At 43.3% G+C, this 22700-nt stretch carries 18 protein-coding genes; 7 read left to right on the forward strand and 11 right to left on the reverse strand.

Annotation, left to right across the window (positions count from 1 at the left end):
• The 7 genes from QEP06_RS01050 to QEP06_RS01080 all read right to left on the reverse strand — a co-directional run bounded on the left by QEP06_RS01050 (position 1) and on the right by QEP06_RS01080 (position 12322).
• The gene (locus QEP06_RS01050) at positions 1-2430 is read right to left on the reverse strand and encodes a DUF5686 family protein (protein ID WP_285268695.1); all 2430 of its coding nucleotides are present in this window, start codon (positions 2428-2430) and stop codon (positions 1-3) included.
• 89 nt (positions 2431-2519) lie between these two features.
• Positions 2520-4610 carry an ATP-dependent DNA helicase RecG gene (gene recG, locus QEP06_RS01055; RefSeq protein WP_285268696.1) on the reverse strand — a complete coding sequence of 697 codons (2091 nt, stop codon included), beginning with the start codon at positions 4608-4610 and terminating at the stop codon, positions 2520-2522.
• Between the two features lie 102 nt (positions 4611-4712).
• The gene (locus QEP06_RS01060) at positions 4713-5210 is read right to left on the reverse strand and encodes a thioredoxin family protein (RefSeq protein WP_285268697.1); all 498 of its coding nucleotides are present in this window, start codon (positions 5208-5210) and stop codon (positions 4713-4715) included.
• Between the two features lie 77 nt (positions 5211-5287).
• Positions 5288-6799, reverse strand: coding sequence for a peptide MFS transporter (locus tag QEP06_RS01065; protein WP_251833501.1), 1512 nt, complete (start codon positions 6797-6799; stop codon positions 5288-5290).
• 77 nt (positions 6800-6876) lie between these two features.
• The gene (locus tag QEP06_RS01070; RefSeq protein ID WP_285268698.1) at positions 6877-8382 is read right to left on the reverse strand and encodes a peptide MFS transporter; all 1506 of its coding nucleotides are present in this window, start codon (positions 8380-8382) and stop codon (positions 6877-6879) included.
• A gap of 132 nt (positions 8383-8514) precedes the next feature.
• The gene (locus QEP06_RS01075) at positions 8515-10179 is read right to left on the reverse strand and encodes a peptide MFS transporter (protein WP_285268699.1); all 1665 of its coding nucleotides are present in this window, start codon (positions 10177-10179) and stop codon (positions 8515-8517) included.
• 16 nt (positions 10180-10195) lie between these two features.
• Entirely contained in the window at positions 10196-12322 is a 2127-nt protein-coding gene (locus QEP06_RS01080; RefSeq protein ID WP_285268700.1) for a S9 family peptidase, read from the reverse strand.
• Positions 12323-12449: 127 nt separating this feature from the next.
• Between QEP06_RS01080 and QEP06_RS01085 the strand changes: the two genes are divergently transcribed.
• A complete protein-coding gene (locus tag QEP06_RS01085; RefSeq protein ID WP_251833497.1) occupies positions 12450-12632 on the forward strand; it encodes a DUF6496 domain-containing protein in 183 nt (60 codons plus the stop codon).
• 41 nt (positions 12633-12673) lie between these two features.
• Here QEP06_RS01085 and QEP06_RS01090 read toward each other — a convergent pair whose 3' ends face one another.
• From QEP06_RS01090 to QEP06_RS01100, 3 genes are all read right to left on the reverse strand, one after another.
• A complete protein-coding gene (locus QEP06_RS01090; protein WP_285268701.1) occupies positions 12674-14020 on the reverse strand; it encodes an AAA family ATPase in 1347 nt (448 codons plus the stop codon).
• A gap of 94 nt (positions 14021-14114) precedes the next feature.
• Entirely contained in the window at positions 14115-14621 is a 507-nt protein-coding gene (locus QEP06_RS01095; RefSeq protein WP_285268702.1) for a helix-turn-helix transcriptional regulator, read from the reverse strand.
• A gap of 118 nt (positions 14622-14739) precedes the next feature.
• Positions 14740-15834, reverse strand: coding sequence for a TerC/Alx family metal homeostasis membrane protein (locus QEP06_RS01100; protein WP_251833494.1), 1095 nt, complete (start codon positions 15832-15834; stop codon positions 14740-14742).
• Between the two features lie 350 nt (positions 15835-16184).
• On the opposite strand from QEP06_RS01100, the gene QEP06_RS01105 reads away from it, so the two are divergent.
• The gene (locus QEP06_RS01105; protein WP_285268703.1) at positions 16185-17291 is read left to right on the forward strand and encodes a M14 family zinc carboxypeptidase; all 1107 of its coding nucleotides are present in this window, start codon (positions 16185-16187) and stop codon (positions 17289-17291) included.
• A 53-nt stretch (positions 17292-17344) separates the two neighbouring features.
• On the opposite strand, the gene QEP06_RS01110 is transcribed toward QEP06_RS01105, so the two are convergent.
• On the reverse strand, positions 17345-17848 hold the full coding sequence (locus tag QEP06_RS01110) for a DUF4920 domain-containing protein (protein ID WP_285268704.1): 504 nt from the start codon (positions 17846-17848) through the stop codon (positions 17345-17347).
• 308 nt (positions 17849-18156) lie between these two features.
• Between QEP06_RS01110 and QEP06_RS01115 the strand changes: the two genes are divergently transcribed.
• From QEP06_RS01115 to QEP06_RS01135, 5 genes are all read left to right on the forward strand, one after another.
• Complete coding sequence (locus QEP06_RS01115; RefSeq protein WP_285268705.1) at positions 18157-19566, forward strand: APC family permease; 1410 nt, start codon at positions 18157-18159, stop codon at positions 19564-19566.
• Positions 19567-19819: 253 nt separating this feature from the next.
• Positions 19820-20059 (forward strand): putative signal transducing protein, encoded by a 240-nt coding sequence (locus tag QEP06_RS01120; protein WP_251833490.1) that lies wholly within the window; start codon positions 19820-19822, stop codon positions 20057-20059.
• Between the two features lie 78 nt (positions 20060-20137).
• Positions 20138-20974 carry a 1,4-dihydroxy-2-naphthoyl-CoA synthase gene (locus QEP06_RS01125; RefSeq protein WP_285268706.1) on the forward strand — a complete coding sequence of 279 codons (837 nt, stop codon included), beginning with the start codon at positions 20138-20140 and terminating at the stop codon, positions 20972-20974.
• An 81-nt stretch (positions 20975-21055) separates the two neighbouring features.
• Complete coding sequence (gene menA, locus QEP06_RS01130) at positions 21056-21985, forward strand: 1,4-dihydroxy-2-naphthoate octaprenyltransferase (RefSeq protein WP_285268707.1); 930 nt, start codon at positions 21056-21058, stop codon at positions 21983-21985.
• 26 nt (positions 21986-22011) lie between these two features.
• Positions 22012-22692 (forward strand): metal-dependent hydrolase, encoded by a 681-nt coding sequence (locus QEP06_RS01135; protein WP_251833487.1) that lies wholly within the window; start codon positions 22012-22014, stop codon positions 22690-22692.
• The last annotated feature ends 8 nt before the right edge of the window (positions 22693-22700 follow it).

The raw sequence follows: 22700 nt of genomic DNA on the forward strand, positions 1-22700 counted from the left end.
CTAAAATCCTAATACATTTAGTTTCAGTTGGACCGCAAAATTTTCCTTGAATGCGTCTGTCGCATAATATCCGACACGGTAGAAAAAGCCAAGGTTAAAGGGAGTTCCAAGGAAATGATTGACCTCAAAGCCGACTTCCTGATATAGGTGATCCAACTTGCTGAACTCAAAATTATGCGGTTCCGGATTCTTCATGTCGCCGCTTACTCCGCGGTAAATAATGTCAAAACTGGAAGTGGTTTTCCCAAAAGTCCTGAAATACCACGGGATGCGGTGCGTAATGTAGAAGCCTGCGAATTTATCGTTAAAATATTTTCCGCTTTCCATCGTCGCAAAACCAAGGAAAGACGTTAGGTTATAGTTGAAACCGCTGCCGTCTGCGGCGCCCAGGCCATTCATGGTGAAATGGTGCCAAATCGGCGTCTCACCGGTAACGATTCCGCCATAAAGACGCAATCCGGTAACGCCCGCTTTCGTCTTGAAGCTGTGCTGCGCCAGTGCATCAAATCTGCTGTACTGTAAATCTCCGCCAAGTGCATTCAGACCCTGTTCATAATTAAAGAAAAACTCAGGATAATTTTGTTCGTAAGTAAACTTTCCGGCTGGCGTCATTATATTTTTAGAGCGTGGCGAATACTTCAATGTAAGTTGCGTTGCAAAATTCTGGAACCGGGCACCGCGCTGCATAAAATCGTAATCAAATGTTGCTTCTTCGCGGTCTTTCTTCGCCGATGCACGAAGGGTCAGGTCATTATTTAAGTCGTGTTCAAATGAAAGTTTGAAACCGTCATAACTATAGAACCGGTCGTTTTTAAGGTCGATGCCGGCGTTCATTATCTTCATCCTGAAATTCCAGAGATTTTCACTGAAGCGGCCCGCAGCCATCACATCACGATAGTATTCCGCGCGGAAAAAGGAGTTCTTTTGAAGTGTGGTTTTTACGTCCAGTCCCGCCCCGTATTTCCAGTTATGATCTTTAAATCCGTATGCGATGTAAGCATCGGGTGAAATATACGGATGAAAACGTTCGTTCAGTTTGGCCGCGATACCGAGCCTTGCGCCTTCATACAAATTGTATTTAATGACTTGCGAAAGGTCAAAATCAACTTGACCGGCCCGAAATTTTCCGCGGATAAGGCCGCTGAAACCGCTTATTTTCTGATCAAGTTTATACTTTTTGCCTACGCTGTCTATCTTTTCGTACGATAGTTTTTCACGTGCGGAAAGTGAATCTGTGCGGAAAGCATCGAGTGATTTTCCGTCTGCGTTCTGCACGGACATCGTGTAGCCGCTGAAATCTTTGCTTTGAACGTCGATCGGCGACTTAAAATCAAAATAATCAGCCATCATGTACACGTAATTCCCGAATTTCTGCTTTTGATCCTTCGTTTCATCCTGCGCATTTTTGCTGTCAAAAACCGTGGATCCCATTTTTATTTTTAAGTTTTCCTTGCTAAGAAACCATTTTCCGTCCATGGGTTTCCAGATACTGGTGATGCTGCCCTCAGACTTTTTCTTGCTATTGCTTTCGAGCTTTTTCAGACCGTAGGTTTCGGCATCTACGTACAGATATCCATTGAACCGGCGTTTGTTCAGGGGCTGTTTATAATCGACCTGGCGAAACCGGATGACATAGTTCTTTCTTCCTTCAATTTCAATTGAATCGGTAAGGAAAAAACGGTAAAGTGATCGGTTTTCTTCACGGATCTCGCGCGGCATCGTATTCCGGTTAGACCGCAGGGTCATCATTTCGTAGATCGGATCTTTGAGGCCGGCCACGCGGTTATCCAGGATGTTGATCTTTTCGCCGTACTTCTTCGAATACAAAAATTCCGATGCACGTTCCCAAAGAAAGAGTTTACTTTCAGACATCAATTTGAGCACATTTACGCTCTCGGTTGAATCTTTTTTCTTTTGTTCGCTAACCTGTACCGTGGGCAGTAAACTCAGTGAATCGAGACGGTGCTGCAGAAAGGTATTGTACTGTTTAATGCTGTCCTCATCCAGGTCCAGCGAGATTTTTTCGTAAGATTTAAAACTGTAAGAATCAAGACTTAGCGGGGAATTGTCTTTATATTTCTCATTAACTTTTTTTAAAATGGCCAGAGCCAGCGGATCACTGCTGTCATTGATCAAAACTGTTTCGATAGATTGAACTTTAGGATCCACCTTGGCAAGTGAAACTTCCATCACACGGTCAACAACCGCTTCATCATCGTAGAAGCCGGCTGCTTTTACATCCACTTTGGTGCATTTGGTTTTAAAGGTTAGCACGCCTTCATAATTGGTTCTGCCGATAAGTTTTTTGCTGCAGAAAACGGAAGCGCCGGCAACCGGATTTTCGGTGCCCGCTTCGCTCACTTTTAATTTATTTTGTGCGAACGAAATGAAGGGAAGGGAGAGGAAAAGAAAATATATAAGTTTTTTCATATAAATGAGGTGTAATGAGTAAGCAGATGACGTTGTCTAGATGCTGCCTTTATACTAAAAATTGTGCCGCAAAACGAAGGCAATAATCTCTAAGAAATCCGACCCCATTTGTTTTTCCCGCGGTATTGCTGGTTATAATATTTTTTCAGGGACTGATGATCTGCGGTCTCCAGTTTAGGGTCAAATGAAAGTAGGTTTTCCACCGCATCTTTAGCAGCTTTAATGATTTTCCCGTCCGCAATTAAATCAAGTTTTTTGAAATCTACAACGCCGCTTTGCTGTGTCCCCAAAATATCACCGGGCCCGCGCAGCTGCATGTCCACTTCTGAGATTTTAAAACCATCGTTCGTCTCTGTCATTGTTTTTATGCGTGTACGGCTTTCTTTGCTGAGTTTGTCTGAGGTCATCAGGATGCAGTAGCTTTGTTCCGCGCCACGGCCGACACGTCCGCGAAGCTGATGAAGCTGCGAAAGCCCGAACCTTTCAGCACTTTCGATGACCATCACAGACGCGTTCGGTACATTCACGCCCACTTCAATCACCGTAGTTGCAACCATGATCTCGGCTTTACCCGAAGCAAAATACTGCATCGCAGCGTCTTTTTCGACGGGTTTCATCCGGCCGTGGAGCATGGTGACATTTTTCCCTTCGAAAAAATCAACGATATGCCCGAAATTTTCCATCAGGTTTTTGTAATCTAGGGTTTCAGATTCCTCAATCAGTGGATAGACGAAATAGATTTGCCGGCCTTTTTCAATTTCTTCTTTCGCAAACCGGAAGACGGACAACCTGTTTTTTTCACGTCTGTGGGCAGTAATGATCGGTTTCCGTCCCACGGGCATTTCATCGATCACAGAAACATCAAGATCACTGTAGAAACTCATCGCCAATGTTCTCGGAATCGGGGTCGCCGTCATAACCAAAATGTGTGGTGGAATCTTATTTTTCGCCCAAAGCCTTGCGCGTTGTGCCACGCCAAAACGATGCTGTTCATCAATGATCGCCAAACCGAGATTTCGGAATTTAACCACGTCTTCAAGGACCGCGTGTGTACCTACTAAAATGGTAAGTTCACCGCTCAAAAGCTCCTCGTGTAAGATTTTTCGCTCCGCCGGCCGGGTGCTGCCGGTAAGTAATTTCACTTTAATGTCTGTGCCCTGCAGAAGTTCCTTCACCGAATAGAAATGTTGCTGCGCAAGGATTTCAGTCGGGGCCATCATGCAGCTCTGGAAACCGTTGTCAAGCGCAATCAGCATCGCAAGGAGGGCGACCATCGTTTTGCCCGAACCTACATCACCCTGCAGCAATCGGTTCATCTGCACAGGCCTTTTCATGTCCAGCCGGATTTCCTTCAAAACCCTTTTCTGTGCATTTGTAAGTTCAAATGGTAGCTTTTCAGCATAAAAATGTTTAAAATTCTCGCCCACGTGCCTAAACGGATTGCCAACAGCAGTAGATTTGTGATGAATTTTCTTTAATGCATAGCTCAACTGAAACATGAACGCTTCCTCAAATTTAAGCCGGCGGTTTGCATGATCAGCAGAATTTTTATTCTTAGGAAAATGGATGTGATAGTATGCGTGCTGGCGGCCGATCAGCCTGTATTTTTCCATGACGGAGGCCGGGAGGTTTTCCTCAATGAGTTGTGGCAAGTTTCTGAGAACCTCACTCAGAACCTGTTGGAAAAATTTATTGTTGAGGCCGCGTTTCGCTAATTTTTCGCTTCCCGGATAAACTGGCAACAGTGAACCGGACACCGCTTTTTTTTCGTCTGTTTCTATTTCGGGATGTGCGATGGAGTATATGCCATTAAACTCATTCAGTCTTCCGAAAACAATGAGCTCTGTAAGTATCGGGATCTGTTCCTTCATCCATTTAGAATATCGGAACCACACCAGTTCGATTGATCCCGTTTCATCCCTGAACTTGGCTGAAAGTCTTTTTTTTCCGCTTCCATACGCTATTTCCTGCAAATCTGTGATTTTTCCTTTAAGCTGGATTTCAGTATCCACGTTCTCTGCAAGTTCTGAAATCTTGAAAATTCTGCTTTTGTCGATGTACCGAAGAGGGTAAAATGTAAGGAAATCTTCAACTACCGAAAAACCCAAGACATTTTTAATGAATTTGGCTCGTTCGGGACCAATCCCTTTAAGAAATTCTATGGGTGTATCTAGATTCAAGTGCAGTACGTGAAGGATTTATTTTTCGCGGAAGGCGAATTTCGTAAAAATAAAAAGGACTTGCAAATAGGGTATTTACAAGTCCTTTTCAATTAAATATTCTTACTCAATGATACTCGATTTAAACTTTCGCTGGTAGTTTTCCCACTGCTCGCGCGTGGTAATTTTTTTATAACCATCGCTTGCCATGAAGGGTAGGTAAGGTTCCAGCTCCTGAGCGGTGAACGCGCCCTGCAAGATGGTGATGGGCATGCTGTGCTCGTCCAGGAATACGATGGTCGGGACCGCAGATACATTCATGTACCGCGTGAATTCGTGCAGCGAATTGCGGCGTTTCCCAGGTTCAAAACCGGGATTTACGAAAGCACGGCCGCCATATGTTACTTTTTCGCGGGATTCTGCGTCAAATTTCACGGCATAATATTCCTCATTTAAATATTTTGCGATTAACGGATGTCCGTAGGTGGTCTTGTCCATTATCTTGCACGGTCCGCACCATTCTGCGTAAAAATCAATGAAAATCTTACGTGGTGCAACTTTTTGTGCGCTTAGAGCTTCTTCCAGCGACATCCACTTCACCTGCGCGTGCGCTGAAGTCATTAAAAAAAGGAAAATTATACTGAAAATGTTTCTCATAGCAATTTGGATGGCTATTATCAGGATTAGTTAAATAAGGATTACCGCACGTCCTGCATCAGTTTTTTTACAAACGGAGAAATTACCATAAGGATTACACCAGCAAGCACTGCATATAAGCCGAGTTGTTTGTAACCTTCAGTGTACGCAATCAATGCATCCATATTTGAGGAACCTTCTTTTGCGGTGGCCATATTCGCACCAATGATTCCCGCGACGTACTGTCCATACGCTGATGCCAGGAACCAGAGTCCCATCATCATACCCTGAAGTTTCTCTGTGGATAGTTTGGTCATGATCGAAAGACCAATCGGAGAAAGGCAAAGTTCACCAAAAGTGATGACCAACAGTGCGATGGTGAATATATTTAAGGAGGTCACGCCCTGTAAATCGGCGAAGAAACGTGTCGCAAAAAGTACGTAGTATCCCAGTCCGAGGAAAATGAATCCGAGTCCGAACTTGATCAGTGTATTTGGTTCAAGCCTTCTTTTGCTCAGCCAAATCCACAAAAGACCCAGCAGCGGTGCTAAAAATATGATGAAAAATGCGCCTCCGGAATTATTCACCCCATTTGGATCAAGACCCAACAGATCTTTGTTCAGATTATTGGCCGCGAAAATACTCAGTGAACCGCCCGATTGCTCATAAATTCCCCAGAAAAGGATTGAAAATATGATGAATACCAGTGCAGCCCAAAGCTTGTTGCGTTCAGGTGCTGAAACTTTAGACATTTCAAAAAACAGATAAATCAATGTCAAAGGACCGACAGTCCACATAAAATAATCGGTGTACTGCGGTACCGAAACCATAATCATGATAAGCGGTACAAATAATAATGTGAGCGCATACACACCGTAAATCTTCCACTTTTCAGTTGGAATCAATGTACCGTCTGCTGCAATTTTTTGCGGCATCAAACCGATGGGTCCCAGTCTGCGCTGTGTAAATACAAAATTGATCAGACTGATGACCATTACGATGGCGGCCAGACCAAAAGCCACATTCCATCGTTTATCTTCCGGAATTATATTAGTTAACATTTCGCCCTTTCCAATCGCGATACACAGATAGCCGCCGAGCAGCGCACCTAGATTAATCCCAGCATAGAACAGCGAGAAACCGGCGTCACGACGGGAATCATCGCCCCGATACAGTTTTCCCACCATAGTGGAGATGTTTGGTTTAAAGAAACCGGTTCCCACAACGGTAAACGAGATGCCGAGAAAGAAAAAGTCGTGAGGGTTTGTGGCAAGGATCAAACTTCCAACGATCATCAGAAGGCCGCCCCAGAACAGCGATTTCCGGAATCCCAGGATCTTATCCGCAAAAAGGCCGCCTACAAAGGTGAAAGCATACACGAAAGCCTGCGTGGCACCGTATTGCAGATTGGCTTTTTCGTCATCGAATTTCAGTTCAGAAATCATAAAAAATACCAGCATACCGCGCATCCCGTAAAAGCAGAAGCGTTCCCACATTTCCGAGAAAAACAGGGACCATATCTGTTTCGGATATTTTCCTTTAAAATCCTGAATTTGATCAAGCGTAAGATTCATTAGATAAAATTTTAACGAAATTAGAAAAAACCACCGGATATCCGATGGTTTTAAGATTTTTAAAGGTTTTGCTGTGCTTAGTTCACACCGTGCATTTTCTTTTCTAACCAACGGCTCATCATAAACAGGATCACAGCTGCAGCACCGCACATTACGATAAATACAAGGAAGAAATCAAACAGGTTTGCGATTTCGAATCCAAGGAAATGCGTAACTGCTGCGCCCTGACCATCTTCGCCGCTACCAGGAATAAGTGCTGAGAGCGTACCTGCAAATTTATTCGCCGCTGCATTCGCAAGGAACCAGGTTCCCATCAAAAGCGATGAAAAACGCAGTGGTGAAAGTTTTGAAACCATTGATAGTCCGATTGGTGAAAGGCAAAGTTCACCCATCGTGTGAATTACATAAAGTGCGATCAACCAGAACATTGAAACTTTGTCCATCATTCCAAGACCATACACTGCAAATGCAATTACTACATATCCTAAAGATACCAATGCAAGACCTAACGCCATTTTCTTTGGCGAAGAAGGCTCCATGCCGCGGTTTCCAAGACGTAACCACATTGAAGAGAACAATGGTGCAAGAAGGATGATTGCTAATGGGTTAACAGACTGAAAGTAACTCGCAGGCATTTCCCAACCGAAAATCATTCTGTCGGTCTGCCTGTCCGCGAAGATCGTAAGGGAGGCTCCAGCCTGCTCAAATGCGCCCCAGAAGAAGATTACAAAGAACGCAAGGATGAAGATCACCATAATTCTGTCGCGTTCTTCTTTCGTCAACGATTTATCGGTAAGCACGATAAGCGGCATCACGATCATTGCACCGTAAATGAGGTAGCCAATGATGTCGAGGTCGCTTTGGAACATCGTCTTGAAGTTCATCAGGAAGAAAATGATCGCGATTGAGCCTAAAACCATTCCCAGTTGTGCGATACCAAACTTTTTGGTAGGCATACCGATCGGTTTCTGCTCATTATCAACCAATAATTTATTTTTCTGAAGCATGAATGTTACCAAGCCGATTACCATACCGATACCTGCCGCAAGGAAACCCCATTTGAAGTCCACTTTTTCAGCCAAGGTACCTGAAACAAGCGGTGCAAAGAATGCCCCGAGGTTAATACCCATATAAAATATAGTAAAAGCCGAGTCAATACGGCGGTCACCTTTTGGATAAAGCTGGCCAACCATGGTGGAGATATTCGGTTTAAAGAAACCATTACCGATGATCAGCGCCGTAAGACCAATCCACATCAATGTAATTGCTGAAGTACCCGAAGTAGATGCACTGAAGAACATGATGAACTGTCCTAAAGCCATCAGCAAACCTCCGATCTCGATACTTCTTCTGTTCCCCAGAAAACGGTCTGAAAGATAACCACCCAGAAGCGGTGTAAGGTAAACGAGGCCGGTATAACTTCCGTAGATCTGGGAAGCTTCTGCATCATCCATTAAAAGCATTTTCGTCATATACAGAACGAAAATCGCCCGCATTCCGTAGTAGGAAAAGCGTTCCCACATTTCAGTCATAAACAAAAGATAGAGTCCTTTAGGATGCCCTGTCTGTACTTCTGTAGCCATAATTTATTTCTGTTAATAATTGTTAATAGACAAATATAGTTTTTTTCCGTTGTCCGGTATATAATTGTTTGGCATGTATACACAAAAAATGCCGGACTTGCCGGCATCTCGTAGTGAAAATTGTACCAAAAACTACTTTACTCCTTTCTCTTTCATAATTACATTAAGCCTTTTTAGGATCGACAGTCCCAAAAGGGTAGCTAAAAGTAACAGTCCGAAATTGACAATGAAGAAGTTAGCTTTATTCTCGTAATCGTACCAGAAACTCGCTAAAACTCCGGAAAGTTTATTACCGATTGATGTTGAAAGGAAGAATCCGCCCATCATCAAAGCCGTAATCCGCGGTGGCGAAAGCTTTGATACCAACGAAAGGCCCATTGGTGACAGGCAAAGTTCACCAATTGTAATAACTCCATAAGCTGCCACAAGCCATAAAGCCGATACTTTGAACAGCCCGTTCTGGCCCGCATATACCGCACCCACCATAACGAGGCAGGAGAGTGCTGAGATGAACAATCCGAGGACTATTTTACTTGGCGTTGTGGGTTCTTTGCCCTTTCGTCGGAGAAACATGAAGAAACCTACTACCAACGGCGTGAGCACAATTACCCAAAATGGATTGACAGACTGGAAAAGTTCAGTGTTGTAGAGGTAAACTTTCCCTTCCGGATTAGCTTCCATCGCGGCCTTTTTTTCAGGCGTCTCATTTCGGAAATAAATGTCTTTGCCCTCCTCTTTCAGGGCGTTGCCAGACTCGTCTTTTTTAGCCTGATACTGATCATCATAGACATTCACCGATTGAGTTGTATAATCCTTAGTATCCACAAGATAAATGGCTTCCAAAGGTTTTTCGAGCGCCGCAGGAACACTTCTGTCCGTATAATAATTCGCCCAGCGCGTCAGTGCAGTTCCGTTTTGTTTAAATACGGCCCAAAACATCAGGCTCACCGCAAAAATCGCCAATAAGGCACCAATCGGTCTTTTATCCTCCGAATTTGCCTTTACATAAAGCATGACATAGAAGTAAATAACAGGCAGACAGGCAAATATAAACGCATCAGTAGAATCACTTCCGAAGATATTTCCTGGGATTACCCAACCAACAACACCGGCGATGATTGCGGGTAAAAATACTTTAACCAAGACATCAGAAATCTTCGTATCACCTTCCTGAGCGGGTTTGATGACATTCGCTTTCAGGATATGCTTGCGGCCCAATGAAAATATGATCAGACCCAAAAACATCCCAATACCGGCGGTCATGAACGCTTCGCCCCAGCCAAATTTGTTTCGCATGAAGGCCGCGATAATATTGCAGACAAAGGCTCCGATGTTGATCCCCATATAGAAAATGTTGTAACCCGCATCCTTATTGGCTGCGTAAGGCTCTTCTTCGTAGAGGTTTCCAAGCAGCGTGGAAATACTTGGTTTGAAGAAGCCGTTTCCTAAAATAATAAGACCCATCGACGCGTAAAACATCGGTAAATCCTGGAAGACACCCAGACCAATGTAACCCAAACCCATAAGAACCCCGCCTATGTAGATCGCTTTGATGTAGCCAAGCACCCGGTCTGCAAGAAAGCCACCCAAAAACGGCGTCAGGTATGTTAAAGCGATGAAAGTTCCGAAAATATCATCCGCGTTTTTGTCATTTAAAGCCAATCCGCCGGTTTCGGTAGGATCGATCATGTAGAGTACAAAAATTCCGAGGATTAGGTAATAGCCAAAGCGTTCCCACATTTCCGTGAAAAACAAAAAGGGTAGCCCTTTGGGATGTTTACTGGTGTTTGATGCCATTTTTTATATTTAAATATTAAAGATTTTCAAGTAAGAAGTCTGTCATTTTCTGGTATAACTGAGGTCTCGTCTGTCCGCCGAAAATACCGTGATTCTTGTCCGGATACGCCATGAACTCAAACTGCTTTTTGTTCTGAATCAAAGCTTCGGCAAACTCCATAGAATTCTGGAAATGCACATTGTCATCAGCGGTGCCGTGAATCAAAAGGAATTTACCTTTCAAAAGTTTCGCGTATTCTGTCGGTGAATTCTCGTCATAACCTTTCGGGTTTTCCTGTGGCGTGCGAAGGAATCTTTCAGTATAAACCGTGTCGTAATATCTCCAGTTTGTAACCGGTGCTACAGCGATTCCGGTCTTGAAAACATCAGCACCTTTGGTCAGCGCCAAACTCGCCATGTAACCGCCATAGCTCCATCCGAAAATCCCGATTCTCGAGGCATCAACATAGCTTTGCTTGCCGAGCCATTTCGCGGCTGCGATCTGGTCTTCAATCTCGTACTTGCCAAGATTCATGTACGTAGATTTTTTGTATTTGGTTCCTTTAAAACCCGTCCCGCGGCCATCCACGCAAACCACCAGATATCCTTTCTGCACCAGGTGATTGAACCAAAGTCCGTTACCCGCATCCCAAGAATTGGAAACACTTTGTGAGCCCGGACCGGAATACTGATACATAAAAACCGGGTATTTTTTATTCCTGTCGAAGTCTTTCGGCTTCAGAATCCATGCGTTCATCTGGTCTCCAACTTCATTTGGAATGGTGAAAAACTCTTTTGTTACAAGGTTATCTGCCTGCAGTTTTTTGAGGAGTTCGTCATTATTCTGAAGTTCTTTTACCGTCTTTCCGTTGCTGTCCTTAAGCACGAAAGTGTAAGGTTTGCTCGCCGATGAGGACGTTTCGATGAAATAGTTGAAATTACCGCTGAAGTTCGCACTGTTGTTGCCTTCAGCATTTGAAAGCAAAGTGGATTTGCCTGAATTGATATTGATTTTCGAAACCACCTTATTGATGCTACCTTTTTCCGTAGTTTGCACGAAAACTTCATAGGTTTTTGGGTTGTATCCGTAATAATCGGTCACTTCCCAGTTGCCTTTGGTGATTTGCTTTTTTAATTTTCCATTCTCGTCATACAAATAAAGATGACGGTTCCCATCACGCTCTGAACCCCAGATAAATGAGTTATCCGGCAGAAATTCCATTGTCACATTATCGGTGTCAACCCATTTTTCATCGGTTTCGGTAAATAATTTCTGAATCTTGCCAGTTTTGGTATTTACCTTTAAAACATCGGAGGCATTTTGGGTACGCGCGGAAGTAATAAGGATGATTTCATCCGGCTTGGATGTCTTAATGACATTCGGAATGTAATAATTCTTAAAATCCGACAGATCGAGAGCCACCGTTTTTCCTGAGTCCAAACGGAAAAGTTGTGCTGAGACAATCGAGTTCTTTTCACCGGCCTTCGGATACTTAAAACGCATCTCAGAAGGGTAGAGCTGCTTGCCGTAGATCGGGATATACATTTCCGGAACCTCCGTTTCATCAGACTTTACGAACACAATTGCGTCTGAATTCTGCGTCCACTCATACAGTTTTGCATGACCGAATTCCTCTTCATACACCCAGTCTGCGAGGCCGTTTAATATTGAATTTTTCTTGCCGTCAGTTGTAATTTGTATGATTTTGCCGGAATTTAGGTCCTGATAGAATAAGTTATTGTCAGCAATGAAGGCAACCTTGTTTCCGTCCGGCGAAAAAGTAGGTTCCTGCACCGCATTTCCGTTATTCAGGCTGATCATTTTGCCCGTGCGCAGGTCCTTCACATCAAATATACCTAAATAGGAATGGCGATAAATTGGTTCACTTTCCTTCAAAAGCAATATTTTCGATTCGTCGCTGCTGAAAATATAAGATTCAAATTTTCCGTCAACGATATTTCCCTCTTTTTGTGAGGTCTTGTACGAATATTTAGCAATTCCGGCAGGCTCTATCACCACATAGCTGTCACCGCCTTTCAGCGATGCGATTCCCGAAATGCTCTTTCCGCGATAATAGCCCGAGTAAATCTTATCTAGCGTTATTTCCTGCGAAAACAGCGCTACAGCCGCGAGTAAAGAGACAGATAAAAATATTTTCTTCATATAGATAATTTGATAAAGGTCTCAAAGATAACAATTTTATTAAAACGCCCGCCAATCGGCTACAGATGGCAGCAAAATTGAATTCGAAAGGCATAACAACTAACTTTTTAACAATAAAATCTGAATTATGGCAAACAAGAAGTATTCGGATAAGGCATCCGATAAAATTGGAGAAGTGATGCACGAGTTCAAGGAAGGAAAACTAAAATCTTCCAATGGTGACAAAGTTACAGACCGCAAGCAGGCGGTTGCGATCGGAATTTCAGAGGCCAAAGAAAAAGGCCTGAAAGTACCGAAAGAAAAGAAATAGGATGAAAAATCAAAAGCCATCAATTAAAGATGGCTTTCGTTTTATTTTGAATCAGAGTTATGCGTGAAACCAATTGCCTGACGTGGTTTTTCTACGATTCTGTAGTGCTGAAGTTCCTGCTTAAGATTCTCAATCCTGGTCGCGAAATCGTCGTAATTATTTACAGAGATATCTTTTATAAACCTGGACATCTGTTCGAAATATTCATCCGTCAGTTTTGCCGAAGCTTCCCTCAACGCAGGCTGCAGATGTTTTTTGATGTCGATATCCAGAGAGTTGTCTTTCAGATACTGCGTCCGGATCCGCTTTTTAAGGCTCTGCGTGAAATCGATGAGCATCGTGTTTGAGAATACCTTCATTCTGGCCGAAATTTCGTTCCAGAACGGTAGATGGTCTGCATTATTTTTTTCTAAAATCTGTTTTAGTAAAGCTTCGTCGGACAGATCTTTCGTCATATAATAAAGAATGATTTCCGCACGTTCCTGCACATTTGGTGGAAATACCGGAATCACCACATCGAAGCGGCCGGGCGCGAGTATCTCGCGGTCGATACCTGTTAAAGTGTTAGCCGAGGCTACCATGAGCAACTCCTCTTCCTCAAATCGGTCGATATGATGAAGTATGATCTCCTTAGTTTCCTCATCGCATGAATTGACCGAACTTGTGGCAGTGCGTTCCATCATCACATTATCAAAATCATCCATGAAAAGCACTACTTTTTCCTGTTTCATGGTTTCGAGCAGAAAATCATTAAAACTGGTCTCGTTGCCGTCTACAAACGAGGTCCCGAGATAATACTTCTTTATTTCTTTGAATTGATACCCAATGATCTGAGCAATTTTGTGCGCCCAAAATATTTTACCGCTTCCGGGTGGGCCGTAGAGAATGATTCCAGCCGGTCTGTGTATGCCCCAATCGGTGAGCGTGGTATTTTCATTTGCAAATGGGTCAAGTGCCTTTGAAATATAAAAGAACAGATCGCGATAGCCGATGAAATCACGTTTTGCGAGCGGCATACGCTTGCCGAAATAGTTGTACACAAAATTGTAGTCGCCACCCAATTTCTGGTCTACGCCAAAACTCGAAACTGAGGATCTATAGACGCCGTTTTCGTAAATCGCAGGTTTTTCCTTGCGGATCACTTCCGCGACCTTGTCTGCGGGCTGACTGATATTTCCGGCGATATCTTCTACGGTTTTGGGCTGTTCAAGATCCTTTTGGTAATTTTTTAAAAACGAAATATTTTCACGGGCAAATCTGGCAATGTCTTCCTTTACCTCGAAATCTGTACTTATACATTCGGAAAGTTCGAGATCGAAATCCTGGATAAATTTTATAAAGCTGTCGGTGGTGATGTGAAGTTCCTTTGCAAGTTCGGCAAGTTTCATAAAAAGTGATTTTGGTCTGAACTGCAAAAAGTGTGCATAGCTTCTTTTTAGTTTTTTAAAGAAGGCCTACACAATAAGAAGATGATCAAAGTTTTTAAGGCTCGAAACTTTCAAATTTTCCATTTTCGTAGAACCAAACAATCCGCTTTATGCCAACCTGTTCTTTTTCAAAGGTTTGCGATTTAAACTCGGAAATTGCAGGCGCTAATCGCTGAGAATCGCCTAAATCTTTTCTTTTGGTGTCTTGCTCAGGAATAACGGATTCTGAAGGTGCTTGCTTGCTCACCCGGTCTTCGGATTCGGTGTACCCAAAATTTTCATCATTGATAATTGAGAAGAGATCGGGGACAGCGGCAGGTTTTGCAACGGGTGTTTCTTCCGTTACGGTTTTCAGCATTTCGCCTTCACCGGTGATGATCCAGTCCCATTGCAGCTCCGGAAAGCGCGATTTGATTTTAATAAGAAAGTCTAGGGAGGGTTTATTACGTCCGGATGTGATGTGAGAAATGTTGCTGCGCTGCACATCTACTTCGTCTGCAAATTCTGATGCAGTCAACTTCGAATATTCGATAATTTGGGAAACTCTCTCATTCAAACTCATATTACAAATGTAAAGATTAAATTTAAATATGTAAATACATTTGTAAATCAAAACATATTACAAAAGTAAACCAGCCGTATCTGGCTGGTTTAGCATATTTTAAATAAGATTACGAATGTTAGTGACGTAAATGTTCATCCTTCTCCGGATCAAATTTCAGTTTACGTTCTTTCGTACGTAGAGGGAACATTAAGGAGAAAAGGATACTTAAACCAAGGATACTCACAATCACGATAAGCGAATGACTGGTTGTAAAACCCCAATTTTCAAGGTAGGAATGAAGCAGCATTTTAAGTCCGATAAACGTAAGCAGTACTGACAACCCAACCTTAAGAAAACGGAATTTATCGATGATTCCGGCGAGCAAAAAGAACATTGAACGCAGACCTATGATCGCAAAGATATTCGAGAAAAATACGATGTAAGGATCTTTAGTCACAGAGAAAATCGCCGGGATACTGTCGACGGCAAATATTAAATCTGTTGCTTCGATGATCAGCAAGACCAGAAATAGAGGCGTTATTTTCTTTACACCGTCAATCGTTACAAAGAATTTGTTGCCTACGAAATGGTTGTGGACTTTGAAAAAACGGTTCGCGAATTTTACCACTGGGTGGTTGTGTGTATCAATCTTATCATCGCCGTCCTTCTCAAAGAACATCTTGATTCCGGTAAACACAAGGAAAGCTCCGAATACGTACATGATCCAGCTAAACTTCTCAATCAGCGCCGCTCCCACGAAAATGAAGATAAAACGCATCACAATCGCGCCGAGGATGCCCCAAAAAAGCACGCGGTGATAGTTCTTCGGAGCTACACTAAATGCGGTGAAGACCAAAACCATCACGAATATATTGTCTACTGATAAAGCATATTCCACCACATAACCGGTAAGGTATTCGAGACCGAGGTTCTGATTATATAACTGGATACTGTTTTCTAAATCTCCCGGAATGATCTTGACAGGGTGGTGGTGCGAAGAAATGACCTGTTGCAGTTTTTCGAGGTTGTCTATGCCGTGGAGTAGGTGACCGTAGGTAAGCAGAACAAAGTAAAAACACATCGACAGTGCCACTACAAAAAAACTCATGAGACCTGCCTGTTTCATCGAAACTGTATCCGATTTTCTACTATTAAGAAGACCAAGGTCTAAAGCCAGGATAAAAACAATAAAAGCCAGGAAGGAAAGTAAGAAAATAGTTTCGCTGTTCATATAAAAATTTTATCGGCAAATATACTCCAAATAATAATTTTTAAGCCACGTTACAATTGTAACACGGTTTGTTATAAAGCATTTTCAACAGAGCGGATATGTTTAGGTTAACAACCTACATTTGGGGAAAAGAAACCTATTTCTCACTTAAAGTAAAATTATAAAGTACTGTAAGTAAATTTCATAAATAACTGATATTGTATATTATAAAGTTTTCCATTAAATTTAATTCAATCCACAATTTTACCAACAGACAAACTGACCATTAGCAATGTTTAACGATTTTACAATTGTAATAAAATGTATTTGAAAAAATTTTAAAGTAAATTTGAAAATTGTAAACCGCATTTATGAACAGTACTTTCCTTTATCAAGCAAATCCTAATTTCCCAAACCGCTATATTTCCCCAGAAAAATTATTTAATTACTTACAGACGAATTTCAGCGACTTCATTTCAGAGATCGGTAAGTCATTTCTGGGCAAGCCTATTTATATGATGAAAGTTGGTAGAGGTGAAACGAAAGTTCTGGCCTGGTCGCAGATGCACGGTAATGAAGCGACAGGCACGCTGGCGATGCTCGACTTGCTTGAGATGTGCAATCGTCAACCTCATATTGAGAATCAGCTATCTTCAGATATTACGCTCCATTTTATTTTTATGCTGAATCCCGACGGTTCCGCGAAATGGACAAGACGAAACGCGCTGGATATTGATCTGAATCGGGATTTCCTGAAAAAATCAAGTAAAGAATTCCAGATTCTGCGTGGGATCGCTGAAAGCGGAAATTATGATTATGCACTGAATCTGCACGATCAGCGGACCATATTTACCACCGACGGAACCAATCCTGCCACACTTTCATTTTTGGCGCCATCAGTTAATTTTGAGCGTGAGGTTACGCATGTTCGGAAGCAGGTAATGGCGGTAGTTTCGAGAATATATAGTCGTCTGAACAGGAGTTTGCCCAATCAGATCGCCAGATACTCCGATGAGTTTTATCCAACGTCAACGGGCGATAACTTCACAAAAATGGGCTTGCCGACCGTTTTATTTGAAGGCGGGCATTTTAAGGATGATTATAAAAGGCTGCAGACGCGGAAGTTTTACACACTTGCACTTATCGAATGTTTGCAGGCAATCGCCGCTTTGAAAGGCAGCACTTCTGGATGGGAAGAATATGCAACAATTCCTGTAAATAAGGAAACGCATTGCGATGTGATTTACCGGAACGTGACCTTAAATCTTGATTATGAATGCACGCTGGATATCGCGGTGCAGTTTCGGGAAGAGTATGTGCCGGCCGAAGATGAGATTTCGTTCGTGCCGATTGTCATCGAGGTGGGTGATGTCGGAGCCAAAAAAGGCTGGCAGGAAATCGACTGTACGGGCAAAAAATTTATTTCAAGCCGAAAATTTCCCAAGTTGGATGCTCCGGTCGATTTCACTTTTGAATAAAAAAAATTGCGGAGCATTCGCTTCGCAATTTATTTTTTGTATTTAAAAGAGGTTTACTTTAAAACCTTGATTCCATTCGCAACGAATCTTATTTCTTCCTGCGGCTTTGTGATCGCGTCTATTTCAGCCTGCGGTTTCTTTGCATCCTCCGCATAATGTTTTTGTTCATCCACTGAAATTACTTTTGTTTCGGCAGAACCTTCCAGTAAAACTTCTTTTCCTTTCAATGCTGTAGGAACGAAAAATGCGTAATCCTTCATTTTCACAAAGAACTTCTCGTTGTTTTCGGTTTCCACCGTCAGCCAACAGCCTTTTTTCTCACAAACGTCGGTTACTTTTCCCTTCACCGCTACCTGATCAAGCTTTTTTGCTGCTTTAAGTTTTTTATCGAGTTTAGCGGGTGTGATGGCATTTTGTTCTGCTTTAGCTGAAACTTGCGCTCCATAAGTTTCGCCAGCCAGCGCTTTACCCTCCGGCGGACCCATTTTTTTAGCCGTTTCCTGCGCAAAAACTGTGGCGGATAAGACTACCGAAAGAATTAAGGCAAATTTTTTCATTGTTTTTATATTTTGAGCAAAACTAATAAATTTTTCACATGTAGATTTCCTTTTGCTGCTGATATTGTGCGAAAAAGGTTCAACGGACTGTTCTTCGTGAGAAGTTAGTTGAAATTTAAATTCTCAGACGACCAACTGTCAAAGTTTGGAGGTGTAACTTCCTTTTTTTATACCTGAGGTTGCATATTGATATTAAAAACGTAAAAAAAACCTAAACCCTTTACCGAAATTTTTATATTTACGCCCGATAATAAATTTTAAAAAATCAGGAACCGACAAAATTCCGCCGTACAAAACGAAAAAATTTTATGCAGAAAAAACTTAAACTTTGGGATGCAACTATGCTTGTAATGGGTTCTATGATTGGCAGCGGAATATTTATCGTCAGTTCAGATATGATGCGGAACCTGGGTTCGGGGTACTGGCTCATCGCGGTTTGGGTGATCACAGGCATTATGACCGTTGCCGCAGCCATTTCGTATGGTGAATTGTCTGCAATGTTTCCAAAAGCCGGCGGACAGTACACCTACATCACCGAAATTTTCGGGAAAATGACCGGTTTTCTTTACGGTTGGGGACTTTTTGCGGTGATACAAACCGGAACAATCGCGGCCGTCGCCATGGCGTTCGGAAAATTTACCGCCTATCTGATTCCTGCGCTTAATGATTCAGCACCCATTTTCCAAAGCGGTACATTCCGCATTACTTGGGTTCAGATTCTTGCCATTGTTGTCATTTTGCTGCTGACTTTTATCAATACCCGCGGTGTAAAAAATGGCAAACTACTGCAAAACCTTTTCACTACTTCCAAGATCCTCGCATTGCTTGGAATCATTTTGTTCGGCTTTCTATTGATCAAAGATTCAAACTGGACGCAGAACATGAGTTTTGTTTGGTCCGGTTTCCAAAATTTCGGACGCGAAGTGGGTAACGACCTTGTTTCCACAGGCTGGCAGCCCATTTCCGGCGTCACCTTGCTGGGCGGAATTGCCGCCGCGATGGTCGGCTCCGTTTTTAGTTCTGTCGCGTGGGAGAATGTCACATTTGTTTCCGGCGAAATAGAAAACCCAAAGAAAAACGTCGTAAAGTCCATGGTACTCGGTACAATCGTCGTTATGGTGCTGTACATGCTGGTTAACTTCGTCTATCTGAACGCGCTCGATCGTGACGGTATTGCCTTCGCCGACAAAAACCGCCCGGCTGTTGCTGCTTCCGAGGTCATTTTCGGCAATTTAGGCACGGTAATCATGGCAGTTTTGGTGATGATCTCTACATTTGGCTGTATCAACGGACTTGTTTTGGCGGGCGCGCGCGTCTTTCAAACCATGGCAAAAGACGGACTGTTTTTCAGATCAGCTACCGAAAACAACCGGTTCGACGTTCCCGAAAAATCGCTTTGGATGCAGGGAATCTGGGCCTGTGTACTCGCGCTGAGTGGTCAGTATGGCGATTTGCTCGATATGATCTCGTTCGTGATCGTGCTGTTTTATATGATTACCGTTTTTGGCGTCATTTACCTTAGAATCAAAAAGCCGGAGATCGAAAGACCTTATAAAACCTGGCTTTATCCGCTGACGCCGGTGCTGTATTTAATTATCGGAACTGCCTTCTGCGTGCTGCTCATTTGGTTCAAACCCCAATATACGTGGCCTGGTTTCCTACTTATTTTACTCGGGCTGCCGGTTTATTGGTTCATCAACCGCAGAAAAATTTCATAGTTTTCCGGGAGCCCGAAGATTTTCGCGTCTTCCGAAGTCTTCACCTGCTTTCACTACTCGCTGCCCGGCTCCCTTTCGGTCGCCGGGCGAGCTCGGACAGGCCGTTCAATCAGGGCTAAAGTTCAGGAAATCTCTCTTTCGTAAGAATGGGATTCGCTGTGTATGCATTTACATTGTATCGGCAAAATTCATTGACATAATACTACAGGAAGCCATATTTATAATCATGCGTATCTTTAGCAAAAAGAAAAACATGTCAGAATTAGTCCCCATATTCCAGTCATCCTACTTGTATGAAATCGAATTAGCCAAGTCCAAACTCGCGTCACGCGAAATCCCGAGCTATATAAAAAACGAATACGTGAACAATATCGCCGTTTTCCCTATTTCTCAAAATTACTTTCTGCTCGTCAGCGAGCACGATTTTGAGGAAGCGGAAAAGATTCTTGCAGAAACTCACGAAGACAGTACCGGGCCTGGACAGCCATCATAAAAATCCACCGAATAACACCGCGGTTTCCTTTTGCCTCACCTCATAAATCTGTATCTTTGGGCAAAATTTTTACATACCATGACCGACTGGAAAACCGTAAAAGAATACGAAGACATTACCTATAAAAAATGCGGCGCCGTAGCGCGGATTGCTTTTAACCGACCGGAAGTGCGCAATGCTTTCCGCCCAAAAACTACCTCTGAACTTTACGATGCTTTCTACCATGTTTCCGAAGATCCTTCGGTAGGCGTCGTATTGCTTACCGGCGAAGGACCGAGCCCAAAAGATGGCGGCCACGCATTTTGCAGCGGTGGCGACCAAAAGGCCCGCGGCGAACAGGGTTACGTAGGTGAAGACGGTCGTCACCGACTGAATATTCTCGAAGTTCAGCGTCTGATCCGTTTCATGCCAAAGGTTGTTATCGCGGTGGTGAACGGCTGGGCTGTAGGCGGCGGACATTCACTGCACGTCGTTTGTGACCTTACGTTGGCAAGCGAGGAACACGCGATTTTCAAACAGACCGATGCAGATGTAACCAGTTTTGACGGCGGTTACGGTTCTGCATATCTGGCCAAGATGGTGGGTCAGAAAAAAGCCCGCGAAATCTTTTTCTTAGGCCGGAATTATTCAGCGAAAGAAGCAGCAGAAATGGGCATGGTAAACGCCGTGATTCCTCACGCCGAACTCGAAGAGAAAGCTTATGAATGGGCGCAGGAAATCCTGGGCAAATCGCCAATGTCTATCCGCATGCTGAAATTTGCGATGAACCTTACCGATGACGGCATGGTAGGTCAGCAGGTTTTCGCCGGTGAAGCGACGCGACTTGCGTACATGACCGAAGAAGCCAAAGAAGGCCGCAACGCCTTCCTTGAAAAGAGAAAGCCCAATTTTGGGGAAGATAAGTGGATTTCTTAATTGTAAAATATATTGCCGAGTGAAGCGCTGTCTTCTCTCACGATATCGTACATTTTACAAAAACAACGTATATAAAAAATAATGACAGACTGGATACAGGCCGCACGCCTCCGCACTTTACCCTTATCGATGAGCGGAATCATCGTAGGTTCATTCATTGCCAAATGGCGCCTAGAAGTTGCCGGCGTGAGTTGGGACTGGACTGTTTTCGCGCTCGCGCTGCTCGTCACACTCCTTTATCAGGTGCTGTCGAACTTTGCAAATGATTATGGCGACGGCATCAAAGGAACAGATAGATTACGGTTTGACGAGGCTGAACAGCGCGCCGTAGCTTCAGGCAGAATTTCTGCACAACATATGAAAAATGCGGTGATTCTGTTTGCTGTATTGTCTTTGCTCGCTACCGTGGCGCTTCTGTACCAGGCATTTTTTAAAGAAGGATACATCACCGAGTTTTACACATTTGTGGCTCTTGGTATCGCCTGCATTCTGGCTGCAATCGGTTATACTGTTGGGAAAAAGCCTTATGGCTACCTGGGTTTGGGTGATTTGATGGTATTTATTTTTTTCGGACTTGTTTCCGTTGGCGGCAGCTACTTTCTGTTCACCAAGACTTTTGAGGCCGACATTTTACTTCCTGCGACCGCAATCGGTATGCTGAGCGCGGCAGTTTTAAACCTTAATAATATGCGCGATATCGAAAGTGACCGTGTTTCGGGTAAGAAAACACTGGCACTCAGGCTCGGTTTCCGCAACGCGATGATATACGAAATGGTTTTGCTGCAACTCCCAATCATCCTTATTCTGGTATTTTTAATGATGAACGGGCTACACACCGAGAAAAAATATTATGCGTTTATAGTGATGATCATGCTGTTTCCGACGGCTGCGTTACGACGAAGAATTCTTCAGACCAAAGAACCGCGAGCGCTTGATCCGTTTTTGAAGCAAATTGGCATGATCACCATGACCACCGCAATTTTGCTGGCAATCGGGTTAAATTATTTTTAAGAAATCAGAATTTAAAAACTAAGAAAATGACCATACAGTTCCTCGGACAAAACTGTTTTCTGTTCACATACAACGGAAAAAACATCTTAAGCGATCCCTTCTATAACTTTCAGAAAGAGCAGTCGGGATTTGATATTGCTGCACAAAAGATTGATTATGTCCTGATCACGCATGCACACGGCGATCATACTGCCGATGTGAAAGAAGTTCTGCAGCATCATCCTGAAGCGCAGATTATCGGTCAGCCCGAGATTTGCGGCTACTTCGGTCATTCAAATTCGATCGATATCAATTTTGGCGGTTCGGCAAAAATCGATGATTTAAAGATTTCAATGGTTCCTGCGAGTCACACAAGCTCTTTTCCGGACGGAAGCTATGGCGGTGAACCTGCAGGTTATATTTTCAGGTTGCCTGGTAAAAACCTGTATTTTGCCGGCGATACAGGCGTGATGGCAGACATGGCGCTGTTTCCGCAACTGTTTGGTGATATCACTCTGGCGATTCTGCCGGTGGGTTCGCATTACACGATGTGTGCACGCAAAGCGAGTTTTGCTGCAGCGGAACTTTTAAAAACACCAAAAGTGATTGGCTGTCATTTCGATACATTCCCTCCAATTGCGATTAATCATGCAGAAGCGGCGGAACATTTTGCGGAAAAAGGAGTGGAGCTTGTGTTACCTAAACTGGGAGAAACCTTTGAATTTTAGGCATAAAA

Source organism: Kaistella rhinocerotis, assembly GCF_030243905.1.
Taxonomy (GTDB): domain Bacteria; phylum Bacteroidota; class Bacteroidia; order Flavobacteriales; family Weeksellaceae; genus Kaistella; species Kaistella rhinocerotis.